27 protein-coding genes are annotated in these 25,770 nt (G+C 39.4%); 19 read left to right on the top strand and 8 right to left on the bottom strand.

The window, feature by feature from the left end; translation table 11 throughout:
* Positions 1-106 precede the first annotated feature (106 nt).
* The 3 genes from AC6I5C_RS13150 to AC6I5C_RS13140 form a co-directional block, all read right to left on the bottom strand.
* Positions 107-1,141: a M28 family metallopeptidase gene (locus AC6I5C_RS13150; protein WP_497905547.1), complete on the bottom strand. Its 1,035-nt coding sequence runs from the start codon at positions 1,139-1,141 to the stop codon at positions 107-109.
* A gap of 80 nt (positions 1,142-1,221) precedes the next feature.
* Positions 1,222-1,629, bottom strand: coding sequence for an FUSC family protein (locus AC6I5C_RS13145; RefSeq protein WP_497905546.1), 408 nt, complete (start codon positions 1,627-1,629; stop codon positions 1,222-1,224).
* Between the two features lie 4 nt (positions 1,630-1,633).
* Positions 1,634-2,419, bottom strand: coding sequence for a DUF3108 domain-containing protein (locus AC6I5C_RS13140; protein ID WP_497905545.1), 786 nt, complete (start codon positions 2,417-2,419; stop codon positions 1,634-1,636).
* 204 nt (positions 2,420-2,623) lie between these two features.
* On the opposite strand from AC6I5C_RS13140, the gene AC6I5C_RS13135 reads away from it, so the two are divergent.
* A complete protein-coding gene (locus AC6I5C_RS13135; protein WP_497905544.1) occupies positions 2,624-3,403 on the top strand; it encodes a M90 family metallopeptidase in 780 nt (259 codons plus the stop codon).
* Positions 3,404-3,409: 6 nt separating this feature from the next.
* On the opposite strand, the gene AC6I5C_RS13130 is transcribed toward AC6I5C_RS13135, so the two are convergent.
* On the bottom strand, positions 3,410-3,874 hold the full coding sequence (locus AC6I5C_RS13130; protein WP_053977250.1) for a pyridoxamine 5'-phosphate oxidase family protein: 465 nt from the start codon (positions 3,872-3,874) through the stop codon (positions 3,410-3,412).
* Between the two features lie 280 nt (positions 3,875-4,154).
* Here AC6I5C_RS13130 and AC6I5C_RS13125 point away from each other — a divergent pair, with 280 nt between their 5' ends.
* From AC6I5C_RS13125 to AC6I5C_RS13100, 6 genes are all read left to right on the top strand, one after another.
* Positions 4,155-4,985: a universal stress protein gene (locus AC6I5C_RS13125; protein WP_497905543.1), complete on the top strand. Its 831-nt coding sequence runs from the start codon at positions 4,155-4,157 to the stop codon at positions 4,983-4,985.
* Positions 4,986-5,047: 62 nt separating this feature from the next.
* Complete coding sequence (locus AC6I5C_RS13120) at positions 5,048-5,902, top strand: universal stress protein (protein ID WP_497905542.1); 855 nt, start codon at positions 5,048-5,050, stop codon at positions 5,900-5,902.
* Between the two features lie 27 nt (positions 5,903-5,929).
* Positions 5,930-6,784 carry an ATP cone domain-containing protein gene (locus tag AC6I5C_RS13115; RefSeq protein WP_497905541.1) on the top strand — a complete coding sequence of 285 codons (855 nt, stop codon included), beginning with the start codon at positions 5,930-5,932 and terminating at the stop codon, positions 6,782-6,784.
* Positions 6,781-8,154, top strand: a complete 1,374-nt coding sequence (locus AC6I5C_RS13110; RefSeq protein ID WP_497905540.1) for an MBL fold metallo-hydrolase RNA specificity domain-containing protein — start codon at positions 6,781-6,783, stop codon at positions 8,152-8,154. The genes AC6I5C_RS13115 and AC6I5C_RS13110 overlap by 4 nt, the downstream gene beginning before the upstream one ends.
* Before the next feature lie 146 nt (positions 8,155-8,300).
* The gene (locus AC6I5C_RS13105; RefSeq protein WP_497905539.1) at positions 8,301-8,756 is read left to right on the top strand and encodes an Hsp20/alpha crystallin family protein; all 456 of its coding nucleotides are present in this window, start codon (positions 8,301-8,303) and stop codon (positions 8,754-8,756) included.
* A gap of 111 nt (positions 8,757-8,867) precedes the next feature.
* A complete protein-coding gene (locus tag AC6I5C_RS13100; RefSeq protein ID WP_497905538.1) occupies positions 8,868-9,596 on the top strand; it encodes a sulfite exporter TauE/SafE family protein in 729 nt (242 codons plus the stop codon).
* Positions 9,597-9,602: 6 nt separating this feature from the next.
* On the opposite strand, the gene AC6I5C_RS13095 is transcribed toward AC6I5C_RS13100, so the two are convergent.
* Positions 9,603-10,448, bottom strand: a complete 846-nt coding sequence (locus tag AC6I5C_RS13095; protein ID WP_497905537.1) for a universal stress protein — start codon at positions 10,446-10,448, stop codon at positions 9,603-9,605.
* A 224-nt stretch (positions 10,449-10,672) separates the two neighbouring features.
* On the opposite strand from AC6I5C_RS13095, the gene AC6I5C_RS13090 reads away from it, so the two are divergent.
* The 8 genes from AC6I5C_RS13090 to AC6I5C_RS13055 all read left to right on the top strand — a co-directional run bounded on the left by AC6I5C_RS13090 (position 10,673) and on the right by AC6I5C_RS13055 (position 18,810).
* Positions 10,673-11,512, top strand: coding sequence for a universal stress protein (locus AC6I5C_RS13090; protein WP_053977243.1), 840 nt, complete (start codon positions 10,673-10,675; stop codon positions 11,510-11,512).
* Positions 11,513-11,674: 162 nt separating this feature from the next.
* Complete coding sequence (locus AC6I5C_RS13085) at positions 11,675-12,169, top strand: DinB family protein (RefSeq protein WP_497905536.1); 495 nt, start codon at positions 11,675-11,677, stop codon at positions 12,167-12,169.
* A 12-nt stretch (positions 12,170-12,181) separates the two neighbouring features.
* Positions 12,182-12,499 carry an antibiotic biosynthesis monooxygenase family protein gene (locus tag AC6I5C_RS13080; RefSeq protein WP_497905535.1) on the top strand — a complete coding sequence of 106 codons (318 nt, stop codon included), beginning with the start codon at positions 12,182-12,184 and terminating at the stop codon, positions 12,497-12,499.
* A 148-nt stretch (positions 12,500-12,647) separates the two neighbouring features.
* Positions 12,648-13,958, top strand: a complete 1,311-nt coding sequence (locus AC6I5C_RS13075; protein ID WP_497905534.1) for a TolC family protein — start codon at positions 12,648-12,650, stop codon at positions 13,956-13,958.
* Between the two features lie 25 nt (positions 13,959-13,983).
* On the top strand, positions 13,984-15,060 hold the full coding sequence (locus tag AC6I5C_RS13070; RefSeq protein ID WP_497905533.1) for an efflux RND transporter periplasmic adaptor subunit: 1,077 nt from the start codon (positions 13,984-13,986) through the stop codon (positions 15,058-15,060).
* A 9-nt stretch (positions 15,061-15,069) separates the two neighbouring features.
* Positions 15,070-18,264 (top strand): efflux RND transporter permease subunit, encoded by a 3,195-nt coding sequence (locus tag AC6I5C_RS13065; RefSeq protein WP_497905532.1) that lies wholly within the window; start codon positions 15,070-15,072, stop codon positions 18,262-18,264.
* 12 nt (positions 18,265-18,276) lie between these two features.
* Positions 18,277-18,582 carry a hypothetical protein gene (locus tag AC6I5C_RS13060; RefSeq protein WP_497905531.1) on the top strand — a complete coding sequence of 102 codons (306 nt, stop codon included), beginning with the start codon at positions 18,277-18,279 and terminating at the stop codon, positions 18,580-18,582.
* Positions 18,583-18,600: 18 nt separating this feature from the next.
* A complete protein-coding gene (locus tag AC6I5C_RS13055; protein ID WP_053977237.1) occupies positions 18,601-18,810 on the top strand; it encodes a YgaP family membrane protein in 210 nt (69 codons plus the stop codon).
* Between the two features lie 103 nt (positions 18,811-18,913).
* Here the strand turns inward: AC6I5C_RS13055 and ygiD are convergent, their stop codons facing one another.
* From ygiD to AC6I5C_RS13040, 3 genes are all read right to left on the bottom strand, one after another.
* Positions 18,914-19,744, bottom strand: a complete 831-nt coding sequence (gene ygiD / locus AC6I5C_RS13050) for a 4,5-DOPA-extradiol-dioxygenase (protein WP_497905600.1) — start codon at positions 19,742-19,744, stop codon at positions 18,914-18,916.
* A gap of 69 nt (positions 19,745-19,813) precedes the next feature.
* The gene (locus tag AC6I5C_RS13045) at positions 19,814-20,341 is read right to left on the bottom strand and encodes a YceI family protein (RefSeq protein WP_053977236.1); all 528 of its coding nucleotides are present in this window, start codon (positions 20,339-20,341) and stop codon (positions 19,814-19,816) included.
* A 92-nt stretch (positions 20,342-20,433) separates the two neighbouring features.
* The gene (locus AC6I5C_RS13040) at positions 20,434-21,267 is read right to left on the bottom strand and encodes a helix-turn-helix domain-containing protein (protein WP_497905530.1); all 834 of its coding nucleotides are present in this window, start codon (positions 21,265-21,267) and stop codon (positions 20,434-20,436) included.
* A 259-nt stretch (positions 21,268-21,526) separates the two neighbouring features.
* Between AC6I5C_RS13040 and AC6I5C_RS13035 the strand changes: the two genes are divergently transcribed.
* From AC6I5C_RS13035 to AC6I5C_RS13020, 4 genes are all read left to right on the top strand, one after another.
* The gene (locus AC6I5C_RS13035) at positions 21,527-22,543 is read left to right on the top strand and encodes an LLM class flavin-dependent oxidoreductase (RefSeq protein WP_497905529.1); all 1,017 of its coding nucleotides are present in this window, start codon (positions 21,527-21,529) and stop codon (positions 22,541-22,543) included.
* A 17-nt stretch (positions 22,544-22,560) separates the two neighbouring features.
* Positions 22,561-23,106, top strand: a complete 546-nt coding sequence (locus AC6I5C_RS13030; RefSeq protein WP_497905528.1) for a 2'-5' RNA ligase family protein — start codon at positions 22,561-22,563, stop codon at positions 23,104-23,106.
* A gap of 327 nt (positions 23,107-23,433) precedes the next feature.
* A complete protein-coding gene (locus AC6I5C_RS13025; RefSeq protein WP_053977228.1) occupies positions 23,434-24,114 on the top strand; it encodes a TetR/AcrR family transcriptional regulator in 681 nt (226 codons plus the stop codon).
* On the top strand, positions 24,104-25,768 hold the full coding sequence (locus tag AC6I5C_RS13020) for a peptidase domain-containing ABC transporter (protein WP_497905527.1): 1,665 nt from the start codon (positions 24,104-24,106) through the stop codon (positions 25,766-25,768). Before AC6I5C_RS13025 ends, AC6I5C_RS13020 begins: the two co-directional genes overlap by 11 nt.
* Positions 25,769-25,770 lie beyond the last annotated feature (2 nt).

Below are 25,770 nucleotides of genomic sequence, written 5' to 3'. Positions count from 1 at the left end.
AAGCGCAAAATTAAAGCTATACTGAATTAAAATTAGAAAAATTATCCTGCGAATGTAATAATTATGTTAAACAGAATGGTTTAAAATAAAAGGCTTTAACACAGTTTTATTCCTGGTCTAGAGTCAATTTATGTTTGGAATTGGCCAAATACCAGGCCGTGGCAAAGATTAATTGGGTGCGTTTCGCCAAAAGGGGATAGTTCAGTTTTTCTGCGGTATCTGTTGGTTTGTGGTAATCTTCGTGTTCTCCGTTAAAATAAAAGATGACAGGAATTCCGGCTTGGGCAAAGTTGTATTGATCGGATCTGGAGAAGTAATGGTTGGTGTCATTTTTGTCGTTGAATCTGTAATCCAAATCCAATTGGGAGAAGGTAGTATTGGCGGTTTCCGAAATAAAGTATAACTCCTTACTGAGTCTATCAGCTCCTATAACGTACACATAATTTGGGGTGTCCATGTGTGTTTCATCAACTCGACCAATCATATCAATATTCAGGTTGGCAATGGTTTTTTTTAGGGGAACAATTGGGTGTTCTACATAGAATTTTGATCCCATAAGGCCTTCTTCTTCCCCAGTAAGGTGAAGGAACAGGATACTTCGTTTAGGCCCATTTCCATTTTTTTTGGCTTCGTTAAAGGCTTCTGCCATTTCCATAAGGGCAGCAGTTCCAGAGGCATTGTCATCGGCGCCGTTGTAGATTTCACCGTTTTCCACACCTTCATGATCTAGATGCGCAGTAATGATGATGGTTTCCTTGGGGTGCTTGTTGCCCTCAATATAGGCAACCACATTTTGGGAGCTGTTAAGGCTATCTGTAAAAAAAGATTTGGGAACCGGTTGAAAATAATTTTGATTGCCAAAAGGGGATGGAATGCCTTGGGCGATATAGTAATCTTTAAGATAATTGGCTGCTTCCTTTAGGCCTGTTTCGCCGGTTTTTCGACCTTGGTATTGGTCTGAGGACAATTCGTAAACATAGTCCATCAATTCTTGCGAGGTAATGGTGCTGGCGTACTGTTCTACAGTCTGTCGGTCTTCAAAAACAATGCTATTTTTGAGGTCCTCAATGCGTTCACTATACTTTTTTGTGGCACAGGATCCAACAATGGAAAGAACAGAAGTGAAAATGAAAAGCTTCATTGTACTGTGTTAATTGTCAGTCAAATAAAGCGAAAAAAAAAGGAATACCGAAGTATTCCTTAAAATTTGTGGGAAGTGAATTATTCAAATTCTATATCGTCAACTTCTTCAATATCAATTTCTTCAGTATCTAGATCGATGTCTTCTATTTCCAGATCCTCTTCGTCAATGTCCAATTCTTCCAGAATTTCCTTAGAATTTTCTTCCGATTCTTTGGCGCGTTCCTGCAATTCTTCGGTATTGCCAACTTCTACGGTATGGAATACCGATTTGTAGATGGAGATACCCAAAGTGATGATGGTTAACAGGAAAATATACTGCACCACTTTTTTGGATTTGTTCTGCTTTTTGGAAACAAAAAAGATGGAAAGTCCCAATAAAAAAGCCAATATAGCAGGGATAAACGCTAGATTGGATAGTGGGGTCAAGGCTAGAATAACGGCCAATAGACTGGTGATAAATCCTAAAATGATCAATGCTTTTCTCATGCTCTTAGTTTTTAAGGCCTGTGGCCGATTTTATTTTTAATTCGCCATTACCTACTGCAATCTTAAATTTGGCGTATACAGGAATTTTATTGGCATCGGCCGTCAACCATAATAAGTTGTCGTTGGTACCTTTTAGGACATCGCTGTTGTTGATGGAAATAGCCAATTTGTAGCAGGTTTTTTGCCCAAGGCTAGTGTTGATTGTTTCGGTACCCAAATATTTAAAATTGACAATGTTTTCTTTGTTGTCAAACAATACTTTGAACGATTTGGTTGCCCCTGTTGATAGACTAGCAAGATCCAAAGTACGCAGCTTGTAAAGTGTGCTTACCAAATCCCGGGTAGTGCTGCTAATGGAGACCGTGGTATTTTCTTCGTTAAAACCGCCGCCTTTCTTTTTCTTCTTTTTAAGGCTTTTTACAGTGTTTGTTTTATGGCTGTATTTGTATTGCATAAACTTGTAATAGCCACCTTCGTCTATTTCTCTTTTGTATAGGTAAGGGGAAAGGGTTTTAGGGCTTACATAGCTTTCGTATAGGTCTCTAATTTTAAAGAAATTGTCCCATTTGCTATAGGTTGCCGCTGTACATTTTAAGCGAAGTAAGGTCGCTTTGGAAGTGGTTACTTCACTGGTTTCCATTTTAACTTGCGCAAGTTCCGTTAGGATTCCAGACATGTTGTAAGATGCTGAAAAAATAAGGGTTTCTCCAGCGCCAACGGCGTCGTTTTGGGCAAAAGACAGCACAGAAACCAAAAAAGAAAAGGCTAGTGTTAAGCGAATTTTGTTCATAGGGCTTTGTTTAAACTCTAAATGCTTTTAACATTTATTGTGCCAAATGTATTATTAAGTTTTTAGATTGAAAAAAGTATTTTTTTGAAGCTATTTCAATATGGTAACTTCTGTATAATTCGAGATAATTTGCTTTACAACTATAAATAATTCCTTTTATTGTTGCTTTACTTTATTTTTGATGGGCAATCACATTTGTAAACCATGATCACAACTATTGCATTTTTGTTACTGCTGGCTTTTGGAGTATTCGCTCTATCTAAGTTGAAACGTAAACCTGTAGAACCTTTTCCAAAACATTGGCACAAATTACTCATGGAGCATGTGGAATTTTATGAAGGATTACCACAAAAGGAGCAACAGCGTTTTCAAAAACGGATGATGGAGTTTTTAAGTGAGGTGTATTTGGAAGGTGTTAAAGTAGAACTCGAAGAATTGGACAAAATCCTGATTGCCGCCAGCGCCGTGATTCCTGTTTTTGGGTTTCCAGAGTGGCATTATACTAATTTAAGTGGGGTATTGCTCTATCCCGATAACTTTAATGAAGATTTCGAGTTTGAAGACAAAAAGGGCAACCGCATTATTGCTGGAGTTGTTGGCACTGGCCGATTGGAAAAGCAAATGATCCTTTCCAAAAAAGCGTTGCGACATGGGTTTTCAAAAAGTTCATCCAAAACCAATACGGGCATTCATGAGTTTGTGCACCTCATTGATAAAATGGATGGAGTGACAGATGGGGTTCCAGAGCGTTTGATACAGCACGCTTATGTGATTCCTTGGTTAAAAATGATTCATAAGGAAATGGAAGCCATTAATGACAATAAATCGGATATTAGAAATTATGGAGGCACCAATGAGGCAGAATTTTTTGCGGTGGCTTCTGAGTATTTTTTCGAAAATCCCGAGCGCATGAAAAAGAAGCATACGGAATTGTACAAGATGCTAGAAAGTTGTTTTTACGGATCTGCAACTGCGGCGAAGTAAGATGCTTTAGCTATCGTGGTCGTCTCTCTGTTTGCCGTTAATGGCGTCTATTTTGATCACATAAACTACGGGAACATCGCCAAGATGTATTTTACTCGAAAACTCACTAAGGAAGTCTACATCCTTGTGCTCTTTCATCATAATCAAATCTTTTACTCCTAAAGAGAAACTGTGCAATTGAGCTTTGGCGTAGCTGCCTGTAAGCTCCTCATAGGTACCATGAACCAACACAGATTTCCATTCGTTTACCGAGGTTACTTCTTCTACCTGTAGGGCCACGTCTCTGTGTTTTCGCATGGCATTAATTTTATGACCTTCGGCCGCATATGCCAAAATCCAATGGTTGGCTGTGTCATAAAAATACGTAATCGGAGCAATGAAGGGTTGGTGGTAAAACATATAAGCCAAATGACCAATGTAGTTCCTCTCGAGCACCATATAGCATTCCTTTTGGTTTAATGTCTTGATCATGGCTGTGATGTTAAAACGTTGGTAATGAGTAAATTTATTTAAAATTAAACTAAAATGGAATGATATTTATCATTAATGTTTATTTTAAATTAATCTTGTTAATATATTGATTGTTAGTGTTTATGGCTGTTTTTGCGGTGTGCTAGAGATTTTTGGTGTTCAATAGGAGGTTTTTAGAATGTAAAAATCTTGTGTTCAGTATTTTGTGTGTGATTTTTGTCATAGTTTAAATGCGCTAATTGTCTTAAATTTAGGGGAAATATCCTTAAAGGGTTTGATCATGGAATATCATGTATTAATACCGACAGACTTTTCTGATAACGCATGGAATGCAACCGTCCACGCCATGAACCTTTTGGCTGAAGAAGCGTGCACATTTTATTTCCTAAATGCCATGAATGCCAAGATTTCGGCCATGTCCAATATGTCCAAAAAATTTAATGAGGCCATGAGCGAAAGTGCCATTAAGGAACTGAGGGATTTAAAAGCGATGGCGGAAGCGGCCCATCCCAAGGAGAAACACCGTTTTGAGATCATTTTTAGTAGCGAAAGCCTAAATGATGCCATTGCCACCAGTGTTAAAAAATACAAGCTCAATTTGGTGGTTATGGGCACCAAAGGGGCAACCGGTGCCAAGGAAGTCTTTTTTGGAAGCAATACGGTGGGCTTGATTTCCAAATTGTCATTATGCCCATTGATTATTGTTCCAGAAGATTGCCAATTTAAAATTCCGAAGCAAATAGCCTTTCCAACAAACTTTATAAGACCTTATCGTGCGGAAGATTTGCAGCCGTTGTTTACCATGGCTCAACAATTTGGTACAAGAATTAGGGTAGTACACATACAGGAAAAAAGTAGGTTGAGTGCCGAACAAAGAAATCATTATACATTGTTAAAAGAACTTTTGGAACCCTATGAGCACAGTTTTCATTGGATGCCCAATTACTCCAGTAAAACTCATGAAATCTTTGATTTTATTGAAGAATTGGAGATTGATATGTTGGTGATGATTAATTATAAACACAGCCTTTTGGAACGATTTACGAGGGAACCTGTCATTAAGAAAATAGGATATCATCCTGCGGTTCCCTTTATGGTAATCCCAGATTGAGCCCACAAACGTCTTGGTCTGTCAACTAACAACACGAATAATAACTTTTAAATTTAGAAGTCATGAGAAAAAAAATTTTGTTACCAACAGACTTCTCCAAGAACGCTTGGCAAGCTATGAACTATGCCATTGAACTCTACCAAAACGACCATTGCGATTTCTATGTGCTCAATGTGTTTACGGCCACTAGCAATATTTTGAAAAGTTTGTTGAACATGGAACCCGGAAGCGAACTCTACGAAACGGCAAAGTCCAATTCGGAAGAAGGCTTGGCGGAGGTGATGGATAAATTGGCATTTAAGTATGAACACAATCCAAAGCACCATTTTGAGACCATTTCAACCTTTAACAATCCAATAGAAGCCATTAAGGAGATTGTGGAACAAAAGGATATCGATATGATTGTCATGGGCACCAAAGGCGAAACAGGCTCCGAGCATGTAGCCTATGGTAGTACCGCAGTTTACGTAATGGAGAAGGTACGCAATTGCCCTGTAATTGTGGTGCCTGAAGCTAGTAAGCTGGCTATGCCCAAGGAGATTGTGTTTCCTACCAGTTTTAAAACCCATTACAAAAAACGGGAGCTGGCCTATTTGGTAGAGTTGGCTCAAAAGTGTCAGGCCACAATCAGTATTCTGTATGTTTCAGATGATGACCTATTGGACGAGAAACAGGCTGAGCATAAGCAAATGCTGGAAGAGCAGTTGGAAGATGTATCTTACGAATATCACACCTTGCATTACAAGGCAGTCGAACCCGCAGTGAATATGTTTGTAGAAAGTAGGGATAGTGATATGGTGGCCTTCATCAATAAAAAACACTCTTTTTTCGGAAGTATTTTGAGCAATCCCATGGTGAAAAATATCGGGTTCCATTCAAGGGTTCCTATTTTGGTCATGCACGATTTAAGGAATTGATTTGCATTGGGTCTTAAATAATCAAGCATGGTAAATCACAATTTGGATATTACAAAGTCTTCAGGGGAGCGGGTGAGTTTTTCATTGCCCAAATTGAAGGCCTCGCTAAGACGCGTAGGGGCTAGTGATGAGGTGGTCAGCCAAATTATTGATAAGGTTCGGGATGAACTCTACCAGGGAATTTCTACTAAGGAAATCTATAATAGAGCCTTTGCATTGCTCAAAAAGAAAAGTAGGTATTGGGCCTCCAAATACAAGTTGAAGCGGGCCATCTATGAACTGGGGCCAACGGGGTATCCATTCGAGAAATTTGTAGGCGCAATTTTAAAGTATTCTGGTTATAATACAGAAGTAAGCCAGATTGTACAGGGAAAGTGTGTCTCGCACGAAATAGATGTGGTGGCCCATAAAAATAACGAAACCACTATTGTAGAATGTAAGTTCCATAGCGAGCAGGGACAAAATTGTAATGTCAAGATTCCCCTATACATCCATTCCCGATATCAAGATGTGAAAGCACATTGGAATACCAATGTAAACAACAACTCCATTTTAACCGATGGCTGGTTGGTTACCAATACGCGTTTTACCTCGGATGCTTTGCAATTTGGAAAATGCTGTGGATTGTATCTGCTTAGTTGGGATTATCCAGATGGCAATGGCTTAAGAGATAGGATAGACCGTTTGGGGTTGTACCCAATTACGGTGTCCTCATTGCTTACCAATCGAGAAAAGCAATTTCTGCTGAGTAGGGATGTGGTTTTGTGTCGGGACCTAATGGGAGATTCCTTTTACTTGGATCACCTAGGTGTTTCAGAATCCCGAAAGGAGCGCATTTTAAAGGAAATTGAACAACTATGTAATTTACCGCATGAAGAATGAAAAATTATGCAAACATCCATTTTTTGGGAGCCTCAGGCGTGGTAACCGGCTCTAAATACTTTGTGGAAACTTCAGAGATGAACATCCTTGTAGATTGTGGTATGTTTCAAGGGCTAAAGGAATTGAGGCAGCTCAACTGGGAAGAATTGCCCATTGATGTAGAAACAATAGATGTGGTGCTGTTAACCCACGGCCATTTGGATCACGTAGGCTATTTGCCTAAGTTGGTTCAGAAGGGGTTTTCGGGAAAAATTATTGGAACGGCGCCAACCTTGGCTATTGCGGAAATCATTTTAAAAGACAGTGCCAAGATTCAGGAAGAAGAAGCCGAAAAAGCCAATAAAGAGCATTATACAAAACACCATCCCGCCTTACCTTTTTATACAGAGGAAGATGTGGAGAAAACCTTGCGATTTTTTCAAGTAGGGATTCAGGATACCTGGTTGAACCTTTCGGAACATATTACCTATCGGTTTCGGTACAACGGGCATATCATAGGGGCAACTTTTATTGAATTGGACATTAATGGGAAACGCTTTGTGTTTTCTGGTGATATAGGGCGTTGGGATGATTATTTGTTGAACGATCCTAAAACTCCGGAATGGGCCGATTATTTGTTTGTGGAAAGCACCTATGGAAACAAATTGCATCCAGAGGAAGATGTAGAAGATATCATGGCCCAATTGGTCTTGGATACTATAGAAAAACAAGGGAATCTCATTATTCCCAGTTTTGCTGTGGAACGTTTACAGACCCTGATTTACATTCTTTGGAAACTTTACAAAAGCAACAAAATTCCAAATATTCCCATATTTATTGACAGCCCAATGGGTAACAATGTGTTGGAAGTTTTTAAACGCTTTCCAAAATGGCACAAATTGCCCATGCAGGAATATGATGCCATGTGCAATCATGTCAATATTGTGCAATCCTTTGGTGAAACCTGGGAAACCATTGATGATCCAAGGCCAAAAATAATCATTGCGGGTAGCGGGATGGTAACCGGAGGACGGGTGTTGACCTATTTGCAGCAATTTATAGATGTGCCTAGTACCACCGTATTGTTGGTGGGATATCAGGCGGAAGGGACCCGTGGGCGCCAACTGAAGGACGGGGCTCATGAAATTAAGTTTTACGGTAGGTATTATCCTGTAAAGGCTACTGTAAAATGTTTGGATAGTCTTTCTGCCCATGCCGATCAGGATGATTTGCTTCATTGGTTGCGCACCATTAAAAACATTCCAGAGAAGGTGTATTTGGTACATGGAGAACCACCGGCCTTGGATGCCTTTAGGTTGAAAATAGAGAGTGAATTTGGCTGGAAGGTCACTATTCCAAAATTATTGGATACCGAAAAAGTGATGTTGTAATCTTCAAAAATAAGGTCGATTTTTTTGAAAGTAAATTCCTTTAAAATTAGGTTGTAAATAATGTAACTAACTGATATATATCATTTTATTTTTCGTGTGATATCCTTACATTGGGGTTGGTAAGTTTAACCATTAAAATTAAGGTCATGTCACTTATTAAATTTAACAAAAGAAACCGATTACTCCCATTTTGGGATGATGAGGGTTTAAAATCGCTGTTGGGCTCTGATGCTTTTTTCAACAACGATTTATTTGACGAGGACAATTCAATGCCTGCGATGAATGTTACCGAACATGACAAAGACTTTGAAATTGAATTTGCGGCTCCTGGGTTCTCTAAAAAGGACTTCGAAGTGACTATTGATGACAATGTGCTACGTGTTTGTGGCAAGAAGGAAAATGAAGTAGAGGAAAATGAAGAACACGGCTACAAGCGTAGAGAATTCAACTATAATTACTTTGAACGCTCTTTGAAATTACCAAAATCTGTTGCTATGGACCAAGAGGTTAAAGCAAAATACAAAGATGGTATTTTAAAGTTGAACCTTCTAAAAAGAGAAAACGCCAACGAGTCTCTAAAAAAAATTATTGAGGTTAATTGATAGTGAAAAAGGCAGAAAGTAAGGGGTAACCGCTTTCTGCTTTTTTTTGTTTGTAAAAGTGCGTAACTTCAAATAGTTAAAGCTCCTTAACCCAATGCTATTGTTTTTTTAATGTTGACCAAATACCTCCCAATTTTTGTATTGCTTTCTCTGCTTGCCGAAGTTTTGGGAACTATTGGTGGGTTTGGATCTTCGGTATACTTTGTGCCTATTGCCAATTTTTTCTTCGACTTTCAATCCGTTCTTGGGCTTACGGCCTTGTACCATTTGGCAAGCAATACCAGTAAAATTGTTTTGTTCAAAAAGGGATTTGATAAAAAGCTGGTTTTAACATTGGGTATTCCAGCGGTTATTTTTGTGTCCGTAGGGGCATATTTTAGTAAATATTTTAATCCTAAGGTATTAACGTATGTGTTGGGGGTATTTTTAATGCTCATGAGTTTAATTTTTTTAATCTTCAGTAAACTTCGAGTTATTCCTAATGTTTCAAATGCCATTGTAGGAGGTTCGTTGTCTGGATTAAGTGCGGGACTTTTGGGAACTGGAGGTGCCATAAGGGGGATTACAATGGCAGCTTTTAAAATGGATAAGGATAAATTTATAGCCACTTCTGCGGTAATCGATTTGGCGGTGGATTTTAGCCGTACCATTGTGTACTATTTCAATGGGTATATGCGCAAGGACTTTATGTATTTGATTCCAATTTTGATTGTGATAAGTGTTGTCGGGACTTGGATAGGCAAAAAAATCTTGGAGCGCGTATCTCAAGAGCAGTTTCGGAATTTCGTTTTAATGCTCATCTTTCTTATTGGTATTGTAAGTGTGGTGGCCAATAAATAAGGCTGTTTAATGACTATGGAAAATTAATAATGGCAGGGTAAGATTGTTGCTGATTCTTGCTGTAGATGAGGTGGATAAATAGCGCTCAAAAAAACGTTCCCTATGTGTGATTAGGGTCACCAGATCGATAGGGTTGGTCTGTAGGTAACTATGGGAGGCATAATACACGGGAACATTGTTTATTACATGATATTGATAATTGATAGGATTATCAAGTGTTTGGAGTACTTTGAGATCTTCTTCTTTTTTTAAATCTATCCGTTTTGGATTGTGGGGATGGATTCTTAATACATGTAGGGAGCTCTCAAAGGTTGATACAAAGCTTAAAATACCCTTTTTGAAAGCGGCATCATCCATAGAAGTGTCTTCGTCCAAAGGAAGAATGGTGTTTTTTGGAGGACGGTATTTAAAGCCTTCGGGGATCACCAAAGTAGGGCAGTCCACTTTTCTGATAACATTAATGGTGTTACTTCCAAAAATGACTTCTTGGGCACCTGTAGCTCCGTTGGTACCCATAACTACCATATCGATATCTTTAGAGGCAATGACCTGTTGTATGGCATTGGTGAGAATATCAAAATCAACCAAATACTCTATACTGTTGTCGCTAAGGTCAAAATCGCGTTGAAGAGTATCCACTAAGGCAGCAAGGCGTTTTTTTGCGGGGCTTATCAGGGCTTGGTAAATGGGCTGCCCGCCAGCCACCATTAAATCGTCCGAGGTGAAAGCGGTCGCACTTTTCACATGTAACAAATAATACTGCATGTTTTTGCCTTTGAATAAATTTAGGGCGTAACCAATGGCATTGATAGAGTTCTGCGAAAAGTCTGTTAACAGTAATATGGTTTTCATTGCAGGATTATTTGTTATTTATAAAGATACCCAAGAATTATGATAAAGCTTATGATATTTCTCATAAAGACTTGATTTTGAGTGGTGATTTGGAAGTGTTATACAAGCATAATATTGATCAACAAAACCATTTGTGAGAGATGGCTGATAAATGTCATTGTATAGCGAACTAAATTGTTTTAATTTTATAGGGTAAATTGACATACATCAACACTACTAAGATCATGAAATACCAGATATTATTGCCGACTGATTTCTCTGATAATGCGTGGAATGCCACAGTTTATGCGCTTAAATTATTAGCTGAAGAAGAATGTACTTTCTATTTGCTGCATTGCAAGAATGAAAAGATTTCTGCCATGGCCAATATGTCCAAAAAGTATAATGATGTGATGCGGGAGAGCAACCTCAAGGAATTGACCAAGTTAAAAGAAACTGTGGAGGCTGCCAACACAAATCCAAATCATTCATTTGAAATCATTTTAAGTGCAGGAAATCTGGGAGAATCTGTTGAGGCCTACATAAGAAAATATCACATCAACTTAATTGTGATGGGAACCACAGGAGCTACAGGTGCCAAAGGCATGTTGTTTGGCAGTAATACGGTAGGCATTATTGGTAGAATAAAGAATTGTCCAATTTTGGCTATTCCGGATAAAAGTGAATTTGTGCCCCCAAAACAAATTGCTTTTCCAACCGATTACAACCGTTTTTACAGTCCAACCGAAATGGGAGCAATCAAGAATATTGCCGAGTTGTTCAACTCCAAAATTAATGTGGTACACATCAATACTGAATCGAAGCTTACGGAAATACAAACCTATAATGTGAACGCTGTTAAGGAGTATATGCAGGACTTAGACCATAGCTTCCATTGGATGCCGCATTATGCCAAAAAAGCTACTGAAATCAATGATTTTGTGGACGAGCACAACATAGATATGTTGGCTATGGTGAGTTACCAGCATAGTTTATATGAAAGTTTAACAAGAGAGCCTGTAATTAAAAAAATAGGGAGTCAATTAAAGGTGCCCTTCCTGATCATACCGGAAAGTAAGGATTAAGAAATTGTATGCCGTTTTTCGTCTGTATTTATAGGATGAATCAGAAGTTTGCAAGCCCTTTTTTACTGGCAATCTAGAGATAAGGTAATATTAACGTTCACTTTGAATTGGCTAAATTTAAAAGCTTTAAATTTAGCTTGTTAATCAAAAATAATGAGCATTATGGACAGCCTTAAAAATCTTCAGGACGAATTATTGGAGGAATATCACATCACCCAAAAGTTCTTCAAATTGTACCCCAACGATAAGAATGAGTATGCCCCTCATGAAAAGAGCATGAAAATGGGACATTTAAGTACCCATATAGCAGAAATATTTGGATGGCCAGAAGTAGTATTGACTACAGATGAGTTGGATTTTAAAGAAGGGGACGGACCAAAATTGAAGGAAAACGCCCAAGAGTTGGAGCAGACCCTTAATGAGAAGTATGAAAAAAACATGGCCGCGCTTAGAGCAGCCAACGAAGGTGATTTAAGTGATGTCTGGGCATTGAAGATGAATGGACACACCATAAAGGAATGGTCTAAATATGGAGCCATAAGACATTCCCTCAATCAAATAACCCATCATAGAGCGCAGTTGGGAGTGTATTACCGTTTGTTGGGAATTCCAGTTCCTGCCAGTTATGGACCTTCGGCCGATGAACAGAATTTTTAAAACCAGGAGCCTATGTTTGCCGTAATTTATTCATTTAAAGTAAAAGAAGGTTTGGAAGCTACATTTGTAAATGGCTGGAGACAACTTACCGAGCTTGTCCATCAGTACGAGGGCGGTTTGGGGTCTCGACTGCATAAAAAAAATGATTCACATTATATCGCTTATGCCCAATGGCCCGATTATGAAACATGGCAGTCGGCAGGCAAGAACCTTCCGGAGAGTGCCAATAAAATTAGAAAATTCCTTAGGGATTCCTGCGATGAATTTGAAACCCTGTTTGAATTGGATGTGGTTGAAGATTTGCTAAAGGACCAACCTTACGAGGTTTAGTCCTTATGAAACTTATAATAGAGCGCTCACTTTACAGTGGGCGCTTTTGCGTTAAAAACTAAGCATGTGACAAAAAGGCTTGGTAACCTAAGTTACTGACAACCCTTTTTTTCAAATGTATTTTTGTCCCAACATTTAAGAATACATTATGAAGCATCGTTTATATATTTTTGTAATAACGCTGATAGGCTTACAGTTTTCAGGGAACGCCCAAACCGAAGTGCCTATTGCTAAATCGGAGGTTTTGGATGCCGTGGTTGAATCCAATCACAGCCTTAAAATTTCCGAAGAACAGTTCAATGCCGCTAGGGCAGATTTTAGGCAGACCAATGCTGTCTTTTTGCCAAACATTACGGCATCGCACACAGGGATTTCCACAACTAATCCCTTAATGGCCTTTGGTTCTAAATTGAACCAAGAAATAGTAACGGCCGCCGATTTCAATCCGGATCTTTTAAATGATCCACAGCAAATTCAAAATTTTGCTACCAAGTTCGAGATTCAACAACCCTTGATCAATGTGGATGGTTTTTACCAACGTAAGGCTGCTAAATCCAAAATGGAAGCCACGGCACTACAAAGTGAGCGTACCAAAGACTATCTCACGTTTGAAGTGGACAAGGCCTATATGCAATTGCAGTTGGCCTATAAAGGCGTAGAGGTGTTGGAGCAGGCTTTGGAAGCTGCTTTGGCCAACAAGCAATTGGCAGACAATAGTTACACTCAAGGCTACTTGCAAAAATCGGATGTATTGGCTGTTGAGGTTCGTGTAACCGAAGTGAGAAACCAATTGCAAACGGCCAAGAGCCAAGTGCAAAACGCTTCAAACTATATCTCTTTTTTAATGAATACAAGTCAGGATGTAGTGTATCTTCCAACAGATGCGCTTGAAGCGGAGATGTTAACGGAAGAGAATGCCTTGATGATTTCCAAAGAACGTTCAGATATCAAGGCGATGGAGTTGGCAAGCAATGCCTATGAAACCCAATACAAGGCCGATAAAATGACCTTTTTACCACGTCTAAATGCTTTTGGAAGTTATGAGCTGTATGACGATCAAATTTTCCATGCCGATGCCAGTGGGTATCTGTTTGGGGCCTCGTTGAGCTGGAATATATTGGAAGGAACCAAGCGTTTTGGCAAAGCCCAAAAAAGTAGAGCCGAGTTTGAAACGTCCAAACTTCAGTATGAACAATATGTCTCACAAAGCCAAATGGAACTCAACAAAGCCAAGCGCATGTTGAATGATGCCAAAAACAGATTGCAACTGTCCAAATTGGCCTTGGATCAATCGGAAGAATCTTTACGAATCAGAACCAATCGTTTTGAGGAAGGATTGGAGAAAACTACCGATTTGTTGATGTCTGAGACACTATACGCCCAAAAGCAATTGGAATATTACCAAACTATTTTCGAATATAACTATGCACAGGCTTATGTGCAGTTTCTAACCAAATAAATTACTAAGCAAGACAGATATACATATGAAAACATTATACACATTATCAATCGTAGCTGTAACAGCATTGTTTATGAGCTGCGGAAGCAAGGACGCAAAACAGGAATCGCAAAAGGGACCGGCAGTAGCCGTAACGGTAAGTCCTGTTAAGGCCGATGGAAATAACACTTTTTTAAGTGTTAGCGGGAAAGTACAGGCCGTAAACAGTGCCGATTTGAGCACCCGTTTTATGGGGTATGTAAACAGTGTGCCCGTAAAAGTGGGAGACCAAGTAAGAAAAGGGCAATTGTTGGTAGCTATCAATAATAGTGACCTTGAGGCCAAGCGCGCACAAATCAATGCGGGAATTACCCAAGCAACTGCAGCGTTTAAAAATGCCGAAAAGGATTATAACCGCTACAAAAACCTATTTGCACAAAACAGTGCAACCCAAAAGGAATTTGATGATATCACGGCTCGATATGATATGGCAGCGGCCAATCTAGAGGCGGCTAAGCAGCAGAAAAATGAAATCAATGCCCAAATGGCTTATACCAATATCACCGCACCTTTTAATGGAGTGGTAACAGTTACTACGGTAAAGGCAGGCGATATGGCGAATCCTGGAATGCCATTGGTATCCGTGGAAGGTCCAGGGAACTTTGAGGTTATTGCCATGGTGCCAGAGTCGGATATTTCAAAAGTGGCCAAAAATCAAAAAGTAGAGGTATTGGTAAAAGCAACCAATAAAACCTATGAAGGGAACGTAACGGAAGTAAGTACTTCAGCAAAACATACCGGAGGGCAATATGTGGTAAAGATAGCCTTGCCTAAAGCAGATGATAAGATTCTGTCAGGCATGTTTGCCACAGTACAATTCCCAATGGAAGGCTCTACCCAAAAACAAATGGTTTTGTTGCCAACTTCAGCAATTGTTACCAAGGGACAATTAACTGGAGTCTATACGGTAAGCCAAAATAACACAGCAGTATTACGTTGGTTACGATTGGGCCGTACCTATGGAGATCAAGTAGAAGTATTGTCAGGTTTGGATAGCAGCGAAACTTATATTGTTTCAGCTGAAGGTAAATTATACAACGGAGCTTCAATAACCATTAAATAAGCAGAACAGATGAAAGAAGGTTTAGCAGGAAAAATAGCCAAGAGTTTTATAGGCTCTAAGCTTACAGTGCTCCTTATGATTGTGTTTATGGTCATTGGGGTCTATAGTTCATTTTTAATTCCTAGGGAAGAAGAGCCACAAATTGATGTGCCTATGGCCGATATTTTTGTGGGGTATCCAGGCGCTAGCCCAACTGAGGTTGAGTCGCGTGTGATCAAGCCCTTGGAAAAATTGATTAGCAATATCAAAGGGGTAGAATATGTGTATTCTACGTCTATGAAAGAGCAGGGAATGGTGATCGTTCAGTTTTATGTGGGCGAGGACATCGAGCGTTCCTTTGTAAAGCTGTACAATGAGATCAATAAGCATATGGATCAAATGCCACAAGGTGTAACCATGCCTTTGGTGAAAACCCGTGCCATCGATGATGTGCCTATGTTGGGATTGACTTTGTGGAGCGAAACCTATGACGATTACCAATTGGGACAAATGGCCCAAGAGCTCCGAAACGAAATTGAAAAGGTAGGCGATGTTGCCATTACCCATAAAATTGGAGGACGCGACAGGCAGCTTCGTGTGGTCTTGGATAAAGATAAGTTGGCAGCCAGTGGATTGGACTTTTTGGAAGTGTCCAAAATGATTCAGGCCAATAATGCCCAAATGGGAGCAGGAAGCTTTGATAAAAACGATACCGAATTTTTGGTGAGCTCTGGAGATTTCCTTAAAACGGTGAGCGATGTTGAGAACTTGGTAGTAGGTGTTCAAGATAACAAACCTATTTATCTAAAGCAGGTTTCTAAAATTATAGACGGGCCAGAAGTGCCCGTAAACTACGTGAGTTTAGGATTTGGACAGGGAAGTGAAAAAGCAGCTGAGTTTCCTTCGGAATATTCCGCGGTAACTATTTCGGTAGCTAAAAGAAAAGGTGCCGATGCCATGAAAATTGCAGATGTGATCCTTGACAAAGTATCGCATTTGGAAAGAAACTTGATTCCTGACGATGTGCATGTGGAAGTTACCCGTAACTATGGAGAAACCGCTTCACATAAAGTGTCGGAATTGTTATTGCACCTTATTGGTTCTATCATTGCTGTAACCTTTGTGGTAATGTTGGCCATGGGATGGCGTGGTGGTTTGGTAGTATTTTTATCAGTGCCTATCACTTTTGCCTTGACCTTGTTGAGCTACTACATGCTGGATTACACATTGAATAGAATTACGCTTTTTGCTTTGGTATTCGTAACGGGTATTGTAGTGGATGACTCCATTATTATAGCAGAAAACATGCATAGGCATTTCAGAATGAAACGCTTGCCGTTTAAGCAGGCAGCCTTGTATGCGATCAATGAAGTTGGAAACCCTACTATTCTAGCAACTTTCACGGTAATTGCTTCGGTATTGCCAATGGCATTTGTATCTGGATTGATGGGGCCTTATATGGCACCAATGCCAATTGGGGCGTCCATAGCGATGATTCTGTCTCTATTTGTAGCCTTGACCATTACACCGTATTTAGGGTACATATTTTTACGTGAAAAGGATAACAAGCAGCATAAAGAGAAAACAGAGAAGCCTCTGGAAGAAACCTTTATCTACAGAATGTATAACAAATTTGAGCGTCCATTATTGGAAAACCGCTTTAAGCGTTGGATGTTCCTAGGGTTTACCTTTGTCTTGTTGCTGGGGTCTATGGGACTGTTTATGACCAATTCCGTAGCGGTGAAAATGCTGCCTTTTGATAACAAAAATGAATTTCAGGTAGTAATTGACATGCCGGAAGGCACAACGTTGGAGCGTACTGCTATAGTGGCTCAAGAAATTTCACAATACCTTTCTACAAGACCGGAAGTGGTGAGCTACCAAAATTATATTGGGACTTCAGCGCCAATTACCTTCAACGGATTGGTAAGACACTACGATTTGCGTGGTGGTAGCAATATGGCTGATATTCAGGTGAACCTTATCGATAAAGGGGAGCGTAGTGCACAGAGTCATGATATTGCCAAGTTATTGCGTCCGGATATACAAAAGATTGCCGCAAAGTACAATGCCAATGTAAAATTGGTGGAAGTGCCGCCAGGACCTCCAGTTTTGTCAACCATTGTTGCTGAGGTGTACGGTCCAGATTATGATGAGCAAATTGCTATTGCCGACAGCATTCAGACCATTCTTAAAAATACCGATGATGTGGTGGATATCGATTGGATGGTAGAAGCAGATCAGGTGGAGTATGAGTTTGTGATCAATAAGGAAAAGGCCATGTTGTACGGTGTGGCCCCTCAACAAATTACCCATACCTTGAATTTGGCTTTGTCCAATCGTGCCATTACCAATTTATATGATGAGGATGCCTTCCGTCAAGTTGGTTTGGTGTTGAGTTTGGATGAAAAGGAAAAGTCCACCATTCAGGATATTGCCCAGTTGCAAGTGAAATCTCAAATGGGGAATATGGTATCCATTAGTGATTTGGTAGACATCAACCCGGTAACCCGAGCTAAGAGTATCTATAGAAAGAACCAAAAGCGTGTGGTATATGTATTGGCCGATATGGCTGGAACTTTGGAAAGTCCTGCCTATGCCATTTTGGGAATGGAAAAGAAACTGAAAGAGATTGATTTACCTGAAGGCTATGCTTTGGAGGAATTATACATCAACCAACCCGAGTTTGAAGATGACTATACTGTAAAATGGGATGGTGAATGGCAAATTACCTTGGAAGTATTTAGGGATTTGGGAATTGCCTTTATGGGAGCCATCATCTTGATTTACATTCTAATCGTTGGCTGGTTCCAAAACTTTAAAGCGCCTGTGGTAATGATGGTGGCCATTCCATTGTCATTGATCGGGATTATTTTAGGACACTGGATTATGGGGGCATTTTTTACCGCGACCTCATTTATCGGAATGATTGCCCTAGCAGGAATCATGGTAAGGAACTCGGTATTGTTGATTGATTTTATCAACCTAAGAGTAGCCGAAGGCGTGCCATTGAAACAGGCGGCTATTGAAGCGGGAGCTGTACGTACCACGCCAATTTTGTTAACGGCAGGAACGGTAGTAATTGGAGCCTTTGTGATCTTATTCGACCCTATTTTCCAAGGGTTGGCAATCTCCCTAATGGGAGGAACTATTGTGTCCACAGTATTTACCTTGCTGGTAGTGCCATTGGTATACTATATGATAGAGCGTAAAAAGCATAATTAAAAAACACAGGAAATGAAATTAGTAATAGTTACGGCTGTAGAAGACTTTCAAAAGGACGTCTTAAAACTCTTTAAGCAAGCCAATATTGAGAGTTTTAGTAGTTCGGATATCGATGGCTATAAAAACGTACCCGCTGTATTGGCTACCAGCAGTTGGTTTCCGGGGGAAGCCAGTGGAAATGAGTCCATTTTGTTCTTCTCCTTTACAGAAGAGGCCAATATAGATCTATTGTTTAAGTTGATTCAGGAATTTAACAGCCAAATGGAAACCAATAACCCAATAAGGGCGATTGTAATTCCTATAGAAAAGAGTATTTAACACTAAAAATATAAAGTTATGATGAATAGATATATCCGTGTCATTGCAGGAACGTTTATAATTATTAGCGTATTGCTTGGCATGTTTGTAAACGAAAATTGGTTATGGTTTACCTTATTTGTAGGAGCCAACTTGTTGCAGTCTGGAATTACCAAATGGTGTTTGATGGAGGACATCCTCTCTAAGTTTGGAGTAAAGAAAGAAGGCGATTGTTGCGCTTCTAAGTAATAAAGGTTGTTTTTGGTTACTGCAAAACGCCCACTGTTGAGTGGGCGTTTTTTTATAAAAGGAAGAGCTGGATACTCTTGTTTTTTTATGAACTGAAAGCTTCTTAAACAGTTTCAATTTTTATAGAGGTCATGGTCAAGGAGCCACCTACGGGTTTGTCATTAAACAGGGTAACCTTTTCATTCTTGTCCTTTAAGGCCAAAGTGTAAAGCAGGGGTAAATAATGCTCTGGGGTAGGAATGGCCAAATCAAAGGCTTTTCCTTGGGATCTAAAATTGATAAGATTCTGATGATTATCATCCAAAATATAGCTTTTCATTTTTTCATTGGCCTCTAAAGCCCAATCATAGGCAAATTCTTCATTCAATCTGTTCCAAGCTACTTTTCGCAGATTGTGTACCATATTCCCGCTTCCAATAATCAATACCCCCTTGTGGCGCAGCTTTTGAATTTCCTTGGCCAATTCATAATGATAACTTGGTGGTTGCGAATAATCAATACTCATTTGTATTACAGGGATATCTGCATTGGGGTACAGATGTTTAATAACACTCCAAGCACCGTGGTCCAATCCCCATTTTTCATCCAAACCAACGTTGGTTTTGGTTATTAGGTTTTTGGTTTCCTGCGCCAGTTCTGGGCTACCGGGTGCTGGATATTGCACGTCGAACAATGCTTGCGGAAACCCACCAAAATCGTGGATGGTAGGCGGATGTTGCATAGACGTAACAAAGGTGCCTTTAGTTTCCCAGTGCGCCGAAATACAGAGAATGGCATTGGGACGAATGAGCTCCTGGCCTAATTTTCTAAAGGCCTGTACAAACTCATTTTCTTCAATGGCATTCATGGGGCTTCCATGACCTAGGAACAATACAGGCATTTTGCCTGTATTACCTAAGGATGAGGTCATTTTATGTAAATCTTTCAAATTCATGCTAGCACTTATTAAAGGTAATAACGCCAAGGATTTTAAGAATTTCGTTCTCTTCATTCCCTAAACAATTTATAAAACTTGCTTTACAAATTGCACTTCGACCATTATTTTTACATCTTCACCAACCAATACGCCTCCAGTTTCCAAAGCCGCATTCCAGTTAAGTCCAAAATCTTTTCGGTTGATTTTTCCTGTGATTTCAAAGGCCAGTTTTTCGTTGCCCCAAGGATCTTTGTTAGTACCTCCGTATTCTACATATAAACTAACTGTTTTGGTCACGTCTTTTATGGTAAGTAGGCCTTCCAGTTCGTAGGCATCATCCACTTTTGTAAAGGAGGTACTTTTAAAGGTAATGAATTTATACTGCTCCACATCAAAAAAGTCGGCGCTTTTTAAGTGGGCATCCCTTTCAGGATTGTGGGTTGAAATTGAGGCTGCTTCAATAGAAACTTCTAAAGGAGATGAAGAGAAATCTTCACCCTCGATACTTGCTTCATAATTGGTAAATGTTCCTTTTACATAGGAAATCATCAAGTGTTTTACTTTAAAACCTATGTCGCTGTGTGTTGGGTCGATAACCCATTTTGTTGTTGCCATGTTTTGTGTTTTATTGATGTTAAACTTCTAGTACAAAGATGGTAACTAAATAGGAGGAGGGTATTACACTATTCGGAAATAGGCTTGTAGATTTAGGAAAGTAGCATCTTTTTCATGTCTTCCCGAAACTCACTGGGTGATTGCCCAGACTTCTTTTTAAAGACGTTGGAGAAGTATGAGTTTTCGTTGTACCCGAGATCATAGGCAATTTCCGAGATGCTTTTATCTGTAGAAATCAATAGGTTTTTGGCCTCGATAAGTTTTCTGGTTTCAATAAGTTCGGAAACACTTTGTTCCATGATGTTTTGACAGATCATATTGAGGTTACGGGAGGACATAAACAGTTTTTCGGAATAATATTCTACACCAACAGGTCGGTGGTAGTTCTCTTCAAGAATGTTTAGAAAATTCTTGAAGGTGGTATTTTGTGATTTTTCAAGAGGTTGGTTTGAAGAGGTTTCTTTTTTGCGCTCTACTTCAATCATTGTAAAAAGCACACTCAATAGTTGGCGTATAATGGCATAGTTTGGATTTTCCTGTTGGGATTCGTCGTACATCATCTCACAAAGCGTTGCTATACGCTGAAAGCAATAATCCCTACCAAGTTTTAAATTGGCTTGGTTATGGTATAAGGAATAGAGTTGAAATGTGGTTTCCGGGATAAATTCACTTTTAAAACGAATACCCCAAATATCACAGTTGCCGTTGACAGCTTTGGGAAGGACACGGTGCACTTTGCCTTTGGTGATGAAGGTTATAAAAGGTGCTTCCATAGATTTTGAATTGAAATCTATAAAATGTTCCAATTGGCCCTCTACACCAATGAGCAGCTCTTCAAAATCATGATTGTGGGGCTCGTTGGGATTCGAGGCAATTTTCTGGGCCTCGGTCTCATCAACTTTAAAAATATGGAAGAGTTTGTTCATGTTATAAAGTTATGCTAAGGACATTTTTTATGGTCTAAATTTTAAGGTGATATCAATAGCATGTTAGTTGAGTGTCTAAGTTACTAAAATGTAAGGGATTTTCAACAAGCCCGATGCGATGGCAATGTCGGGAAGAGTTTGCCATAATCACTTTGGCTCTGTACCTTTGCATTGAATTTCTACAATACTAATTTCTGAGGAATAAGAGCACTGCTTTGAGTTTGGATACTGAAGCAATGGAAACCCAAATACGCAACATATGATTACAAAACAAACGGCCTATTCCATTTTGGAATTGGCATTGATATCTAAAGGACAATCGGTTCAGCAAACCTATAAAAATGCAGTGGCTTTGGCACAAAAAGCGGAAGCCTTAGGCTATACCCGGATTTGGTTTGCCGAACACCATAATATGATGGCCGTGGGCAGTAATGCCCCAACGGTATTAATAGGGCATGTAGCCCAGCAGACTTCCAAAATACGGGTAGGATCTGGAGGGGTAATGTTGCCCAATCACTCTCCATTAATTGTCGCGGAGCAATTTGGAACCCTTGGGAATTTATATCCTAATCGTATTGATTTGGGACTGGGAAGAGCTCCAGGAACCGATCGTGACACGGCCATGGCCATAAAGTCCGATTTTTTGCAGGCATCTCATTCTTTTCCAAATGATGTAGAGCAAATACAAGGGTTCTTTGCAAAACATAATGAAACTGCAAAGGTGAGGGCGGTGGTAGCCGAAGGCGTAGACGTGCCCATTTATATTTTGGGTTCTAGTACAGATAGTGCTCATTTGGCTTCCAGAAAAGGTCTACCATATGCATTTGCCAGTCATTTTGCGACAGCGTATTTAGATGAGGCCCTGGCTATTTATAGAGCACAATTTATCCCCTCCGAAGTTTTGGAAACTCCTTACGTTATTGCAGGAGTTAATGTGATTATTGCCGATACAGATGAAGCGGCCCAACGCTTACAGACCTCGTCTTTGCGGATGATTATTGGGATGTTTACAGGGAAGCGCGATTATTTGAATCCGCCTACAGAGATGACTCCAGATTTAAAGGAAATCATGCAGCACCCTTCCATTCAGAACATGATTAAGTACAGTTTTGTGGGAAGCAAAGCAACCGTAAAGAAACAGGTGGCCGCCTTTTTAAAGCAAACCCAGGCAGACGAGCTTATTATATCAACTAATGTTTACGATATCAACGACAGGCTGTATTCGTTGGAGAAATTTGCAGAGGTGATGCAGGAGCTCTATGTAGCGCTTGGATAAAGGAAACTTTAAGGACCATGTCTGAAGTAAAAATTTACAATTTGCGTATCGTGCCGCCCAACCCCATTTATGGGGAAGTGGCTGCTTTTAAAACGCAATTTATAGAGGTTTTTGGTCCGCTTCAATATTCAAAATCCAAACCGCACATTACCTTGGTACAGTTTAAAATGGATGAGCAATATGAACCTTTTTTGATTAAGTGTTTTGCGTGCCTGTCTAAGACTGAGAAATTTAAAATGGCCATTGAAGGCTTTGATATGTTTGAAAAGGGCTCAAACGTATTGCTGTTAAAAGTGAGTCCGTCTAAAGAATTTGACCACTTACTGGCGCAACTAAAGTTGTTGTGGGAAAGGAATCTACAAAGGGAGCTAAGCTCTTTAATTGTTTCCAAAACGCCACACCTCACCATTTCTAAAACAAGGGATAGCGCAACACTTCATAAAAGCTTTGAATTGTTTAAGGATGTAAAGTATTTCAAGGAGTTTGAAGTGAGTGAACTCATCCTGCTTTCAAGGCCAGAACATAATACTTGGGATTGGGAGCACCGCATTTCGTTGTCTTAAAGGGATGGTCTAAAATTCCCTCCTTCACTTTACTAAAATAACAACTTTCTTATAAAATTGTAGGAATATATCCCTACATAAGGCTTTCTTTCCTTATTCATTCGTTTAAAAATTTAATCAAAAGTCACTAGTGTTTGTGTTAAGATGTTGTATTTTAGAGTGTTATTTGTTTTGCAGTGGTTTGGCATTTGAAAAAAGAAGTCGAATCAAATAATGTTATAAAGTCTTAGGTTGCTCATTTTGTAGAAATTTTCACAAATTTTTAATATATCAAATCACAATTATAATAGTAATACTATTAGATTTGTGATTTAAATAATTATTATAATGATCAATTTGCTGCAAAACTTTAAAATTGAAGTTCCCAAGGGCATCTTTATCAAAGATCCTGAGACCTCAGAATTGGGAAAGCGCATCATCAAGCATAGCATTGAACTCATTGACCAACTTGGTTTTGAGCAGTTCAATTTTAAAAAGTTGGGAGCCGATATTAATTCCAATGAGAGTTCTATTTACAGATATTTTGAGAGCAAACACCATTTGTTGATGTACTTGACTTCTTGGTATTGGGTATGGATAGAGTACCAATTGGTGTTGGAAACCTTTGCCTTAAAAGCACCTAAGGAAAAACTTGAAAAAGCCATCGAGGTACTTACTAGAACCACTGAACAGGATAGCAATTTTGAGCATATTAACGAGGTATTGCTCAACAAAATCATCATCAAGGAAAATGCCAAGGCGTACCTTACCTGCGATGTCGATACCGAAAATGAAGAAGGCTTTTTTATGCCTTTTAAACGTGTGGTGAAGCGCTTTGCAGAAGTCATACAAGACTATAATGGCAGTTATCAATTTCCATTGAGTTTGGCTAGTTCTACGGTTGAGGGGGCTTTGCACCAACACTTTTTTGCAGACCATTTTAAAACGCTTACCAACAATACCGATGCTACGTCGGTTACCCAATTTTATACAAACGTCATTTTTAACACCCTAATGCATGAAGAATAACGAAACCCTATCACCTTGGAAACGCTTTTTGGGCTTGGTGCAGCTAGAAAAAGAAGACATTTTTAGAGTAGCCTATTTTGCAATTTTTGAAGGTATTTTGGCTTTGACCTTGCCTTTGGGAATTCAAGCCATTATTACGCTTTTGCAAGGAGGGCAAGTGTCTACATCGTGGATTGTGTTGGTGGTGTTGGTAACGGCTGGAGTGGCCTTTACGGGGATTTTAAAACTTTTCCAGATTCGTATTATTGAGAGCATTCAGCAACGTATTTTTGCCAGGGCTTCATTTGATTTGGCCTACAGGTTTCCTAAAATCAAAATGAATGAAATGCGCAATTACTACTTGCCAGAACTTGCCAACCGTTTTTTTGATACGCTAAGCATTCAAAAGGGATTGTCAAAGATTTTGATTGATATTCCTTCGGCATTCCTGCAGATCATTTTCGCCCTTATTCTACTGTCTTTTTACCACCCGTTTTTTATTGTGTTTGGTTTACTGCTAATAGGGCTTATTATTATCGTGTTCAAGTATACCGCCAAAAAGGGTTTGGATACCAGTTTGACGGAGTCTAAATACAAGTATAAAATGGCCCATTGGCTGGAAGAAATTGCCCGTACAGTAATCAGCTTTAAACTTTCGGGGAAGACCAGTCTGGCCATGAACAAAACCGATGATTTGGTGTTTGATTATGTGAATTCACGTGAAAGCCATTTTAAAATCTTAATGTTGCAGTTCAAGCAAATGATTGGTTTTAAAGTATTGGTAACTGCTGGATTGTTGTTGGTTGGAGGCTATTTGGTATTGCATCAGCAGATGAATATCGGGCAGTTTGTGGCGGCGGAAATCATTATCATTTTGATTATTGCTTCCGTAGAAAAACTCATTTTAGGATTGGAGTCTTTTTATGATGTGTTGACGGCGATTGAAAAGTTAGGCCAAGTGGTAGATAAGCCAATTGAAAATCAATATGGCGAAGAGATTACCGCAGCCAAGCCTTTTACCATTGAATTGAAAAATGCTGGCTATAGAGTATTCAATCGGAAGAAACCAATTTTGGAACATATTTCCTTTACAATTGAACCTACAGACCGTGTGTTGATTCAAGGGGACAGTGGATCGGGGAAATCCAGCTTGTTGCAGCTTATAGCTGGGGTACTGGCGCCAACCGATGGGTATATTTATATAGACAATCTTTCTATAGAGAGTTTACATATTAATAAATACCGGTCGCATTTGGGGATGGTCCTTTCCGAAGAATCACCTTTTGAGGGTACTATTAGGGAAAATGTCACTTTTGGAAATCCTGAAATTAGTGATGAAGCCATTTTTCAAGTGTTTGAAAAACTTGGGTTGTCCAATTTTTTAAAGCGCCAGCCCAAAGGTTTGAACACCTTATTGAAACCAGAAGGGAAACAGATACCTTATTTTATTTCAGCTAAATTATTATTGGCAAGAGCCATTTTAAAACAGCCTAAAGTGCTCATTTTGGAAGAGCCTTTGAAGCAGTTCAATATTGAAGAATCCGAAAAGATTTTTCAATATTTATGTGACGCCTCCAACCCTTGGAGCGTGATTGTGGTGAGTAACCTCAATGTATGGAAACGCATGTGCAACAAGCACATTATTTTGGAAGATGGTCACATAATTAACTCGTAAAC

The organism is Mangrovimonas sp. sgz306409 (assembly GCF_059735265.1).
Note: the sequence above shows the minus strand (reverse complement) of the source record. Positions and strands in the feature narration are given on the sequence as shown.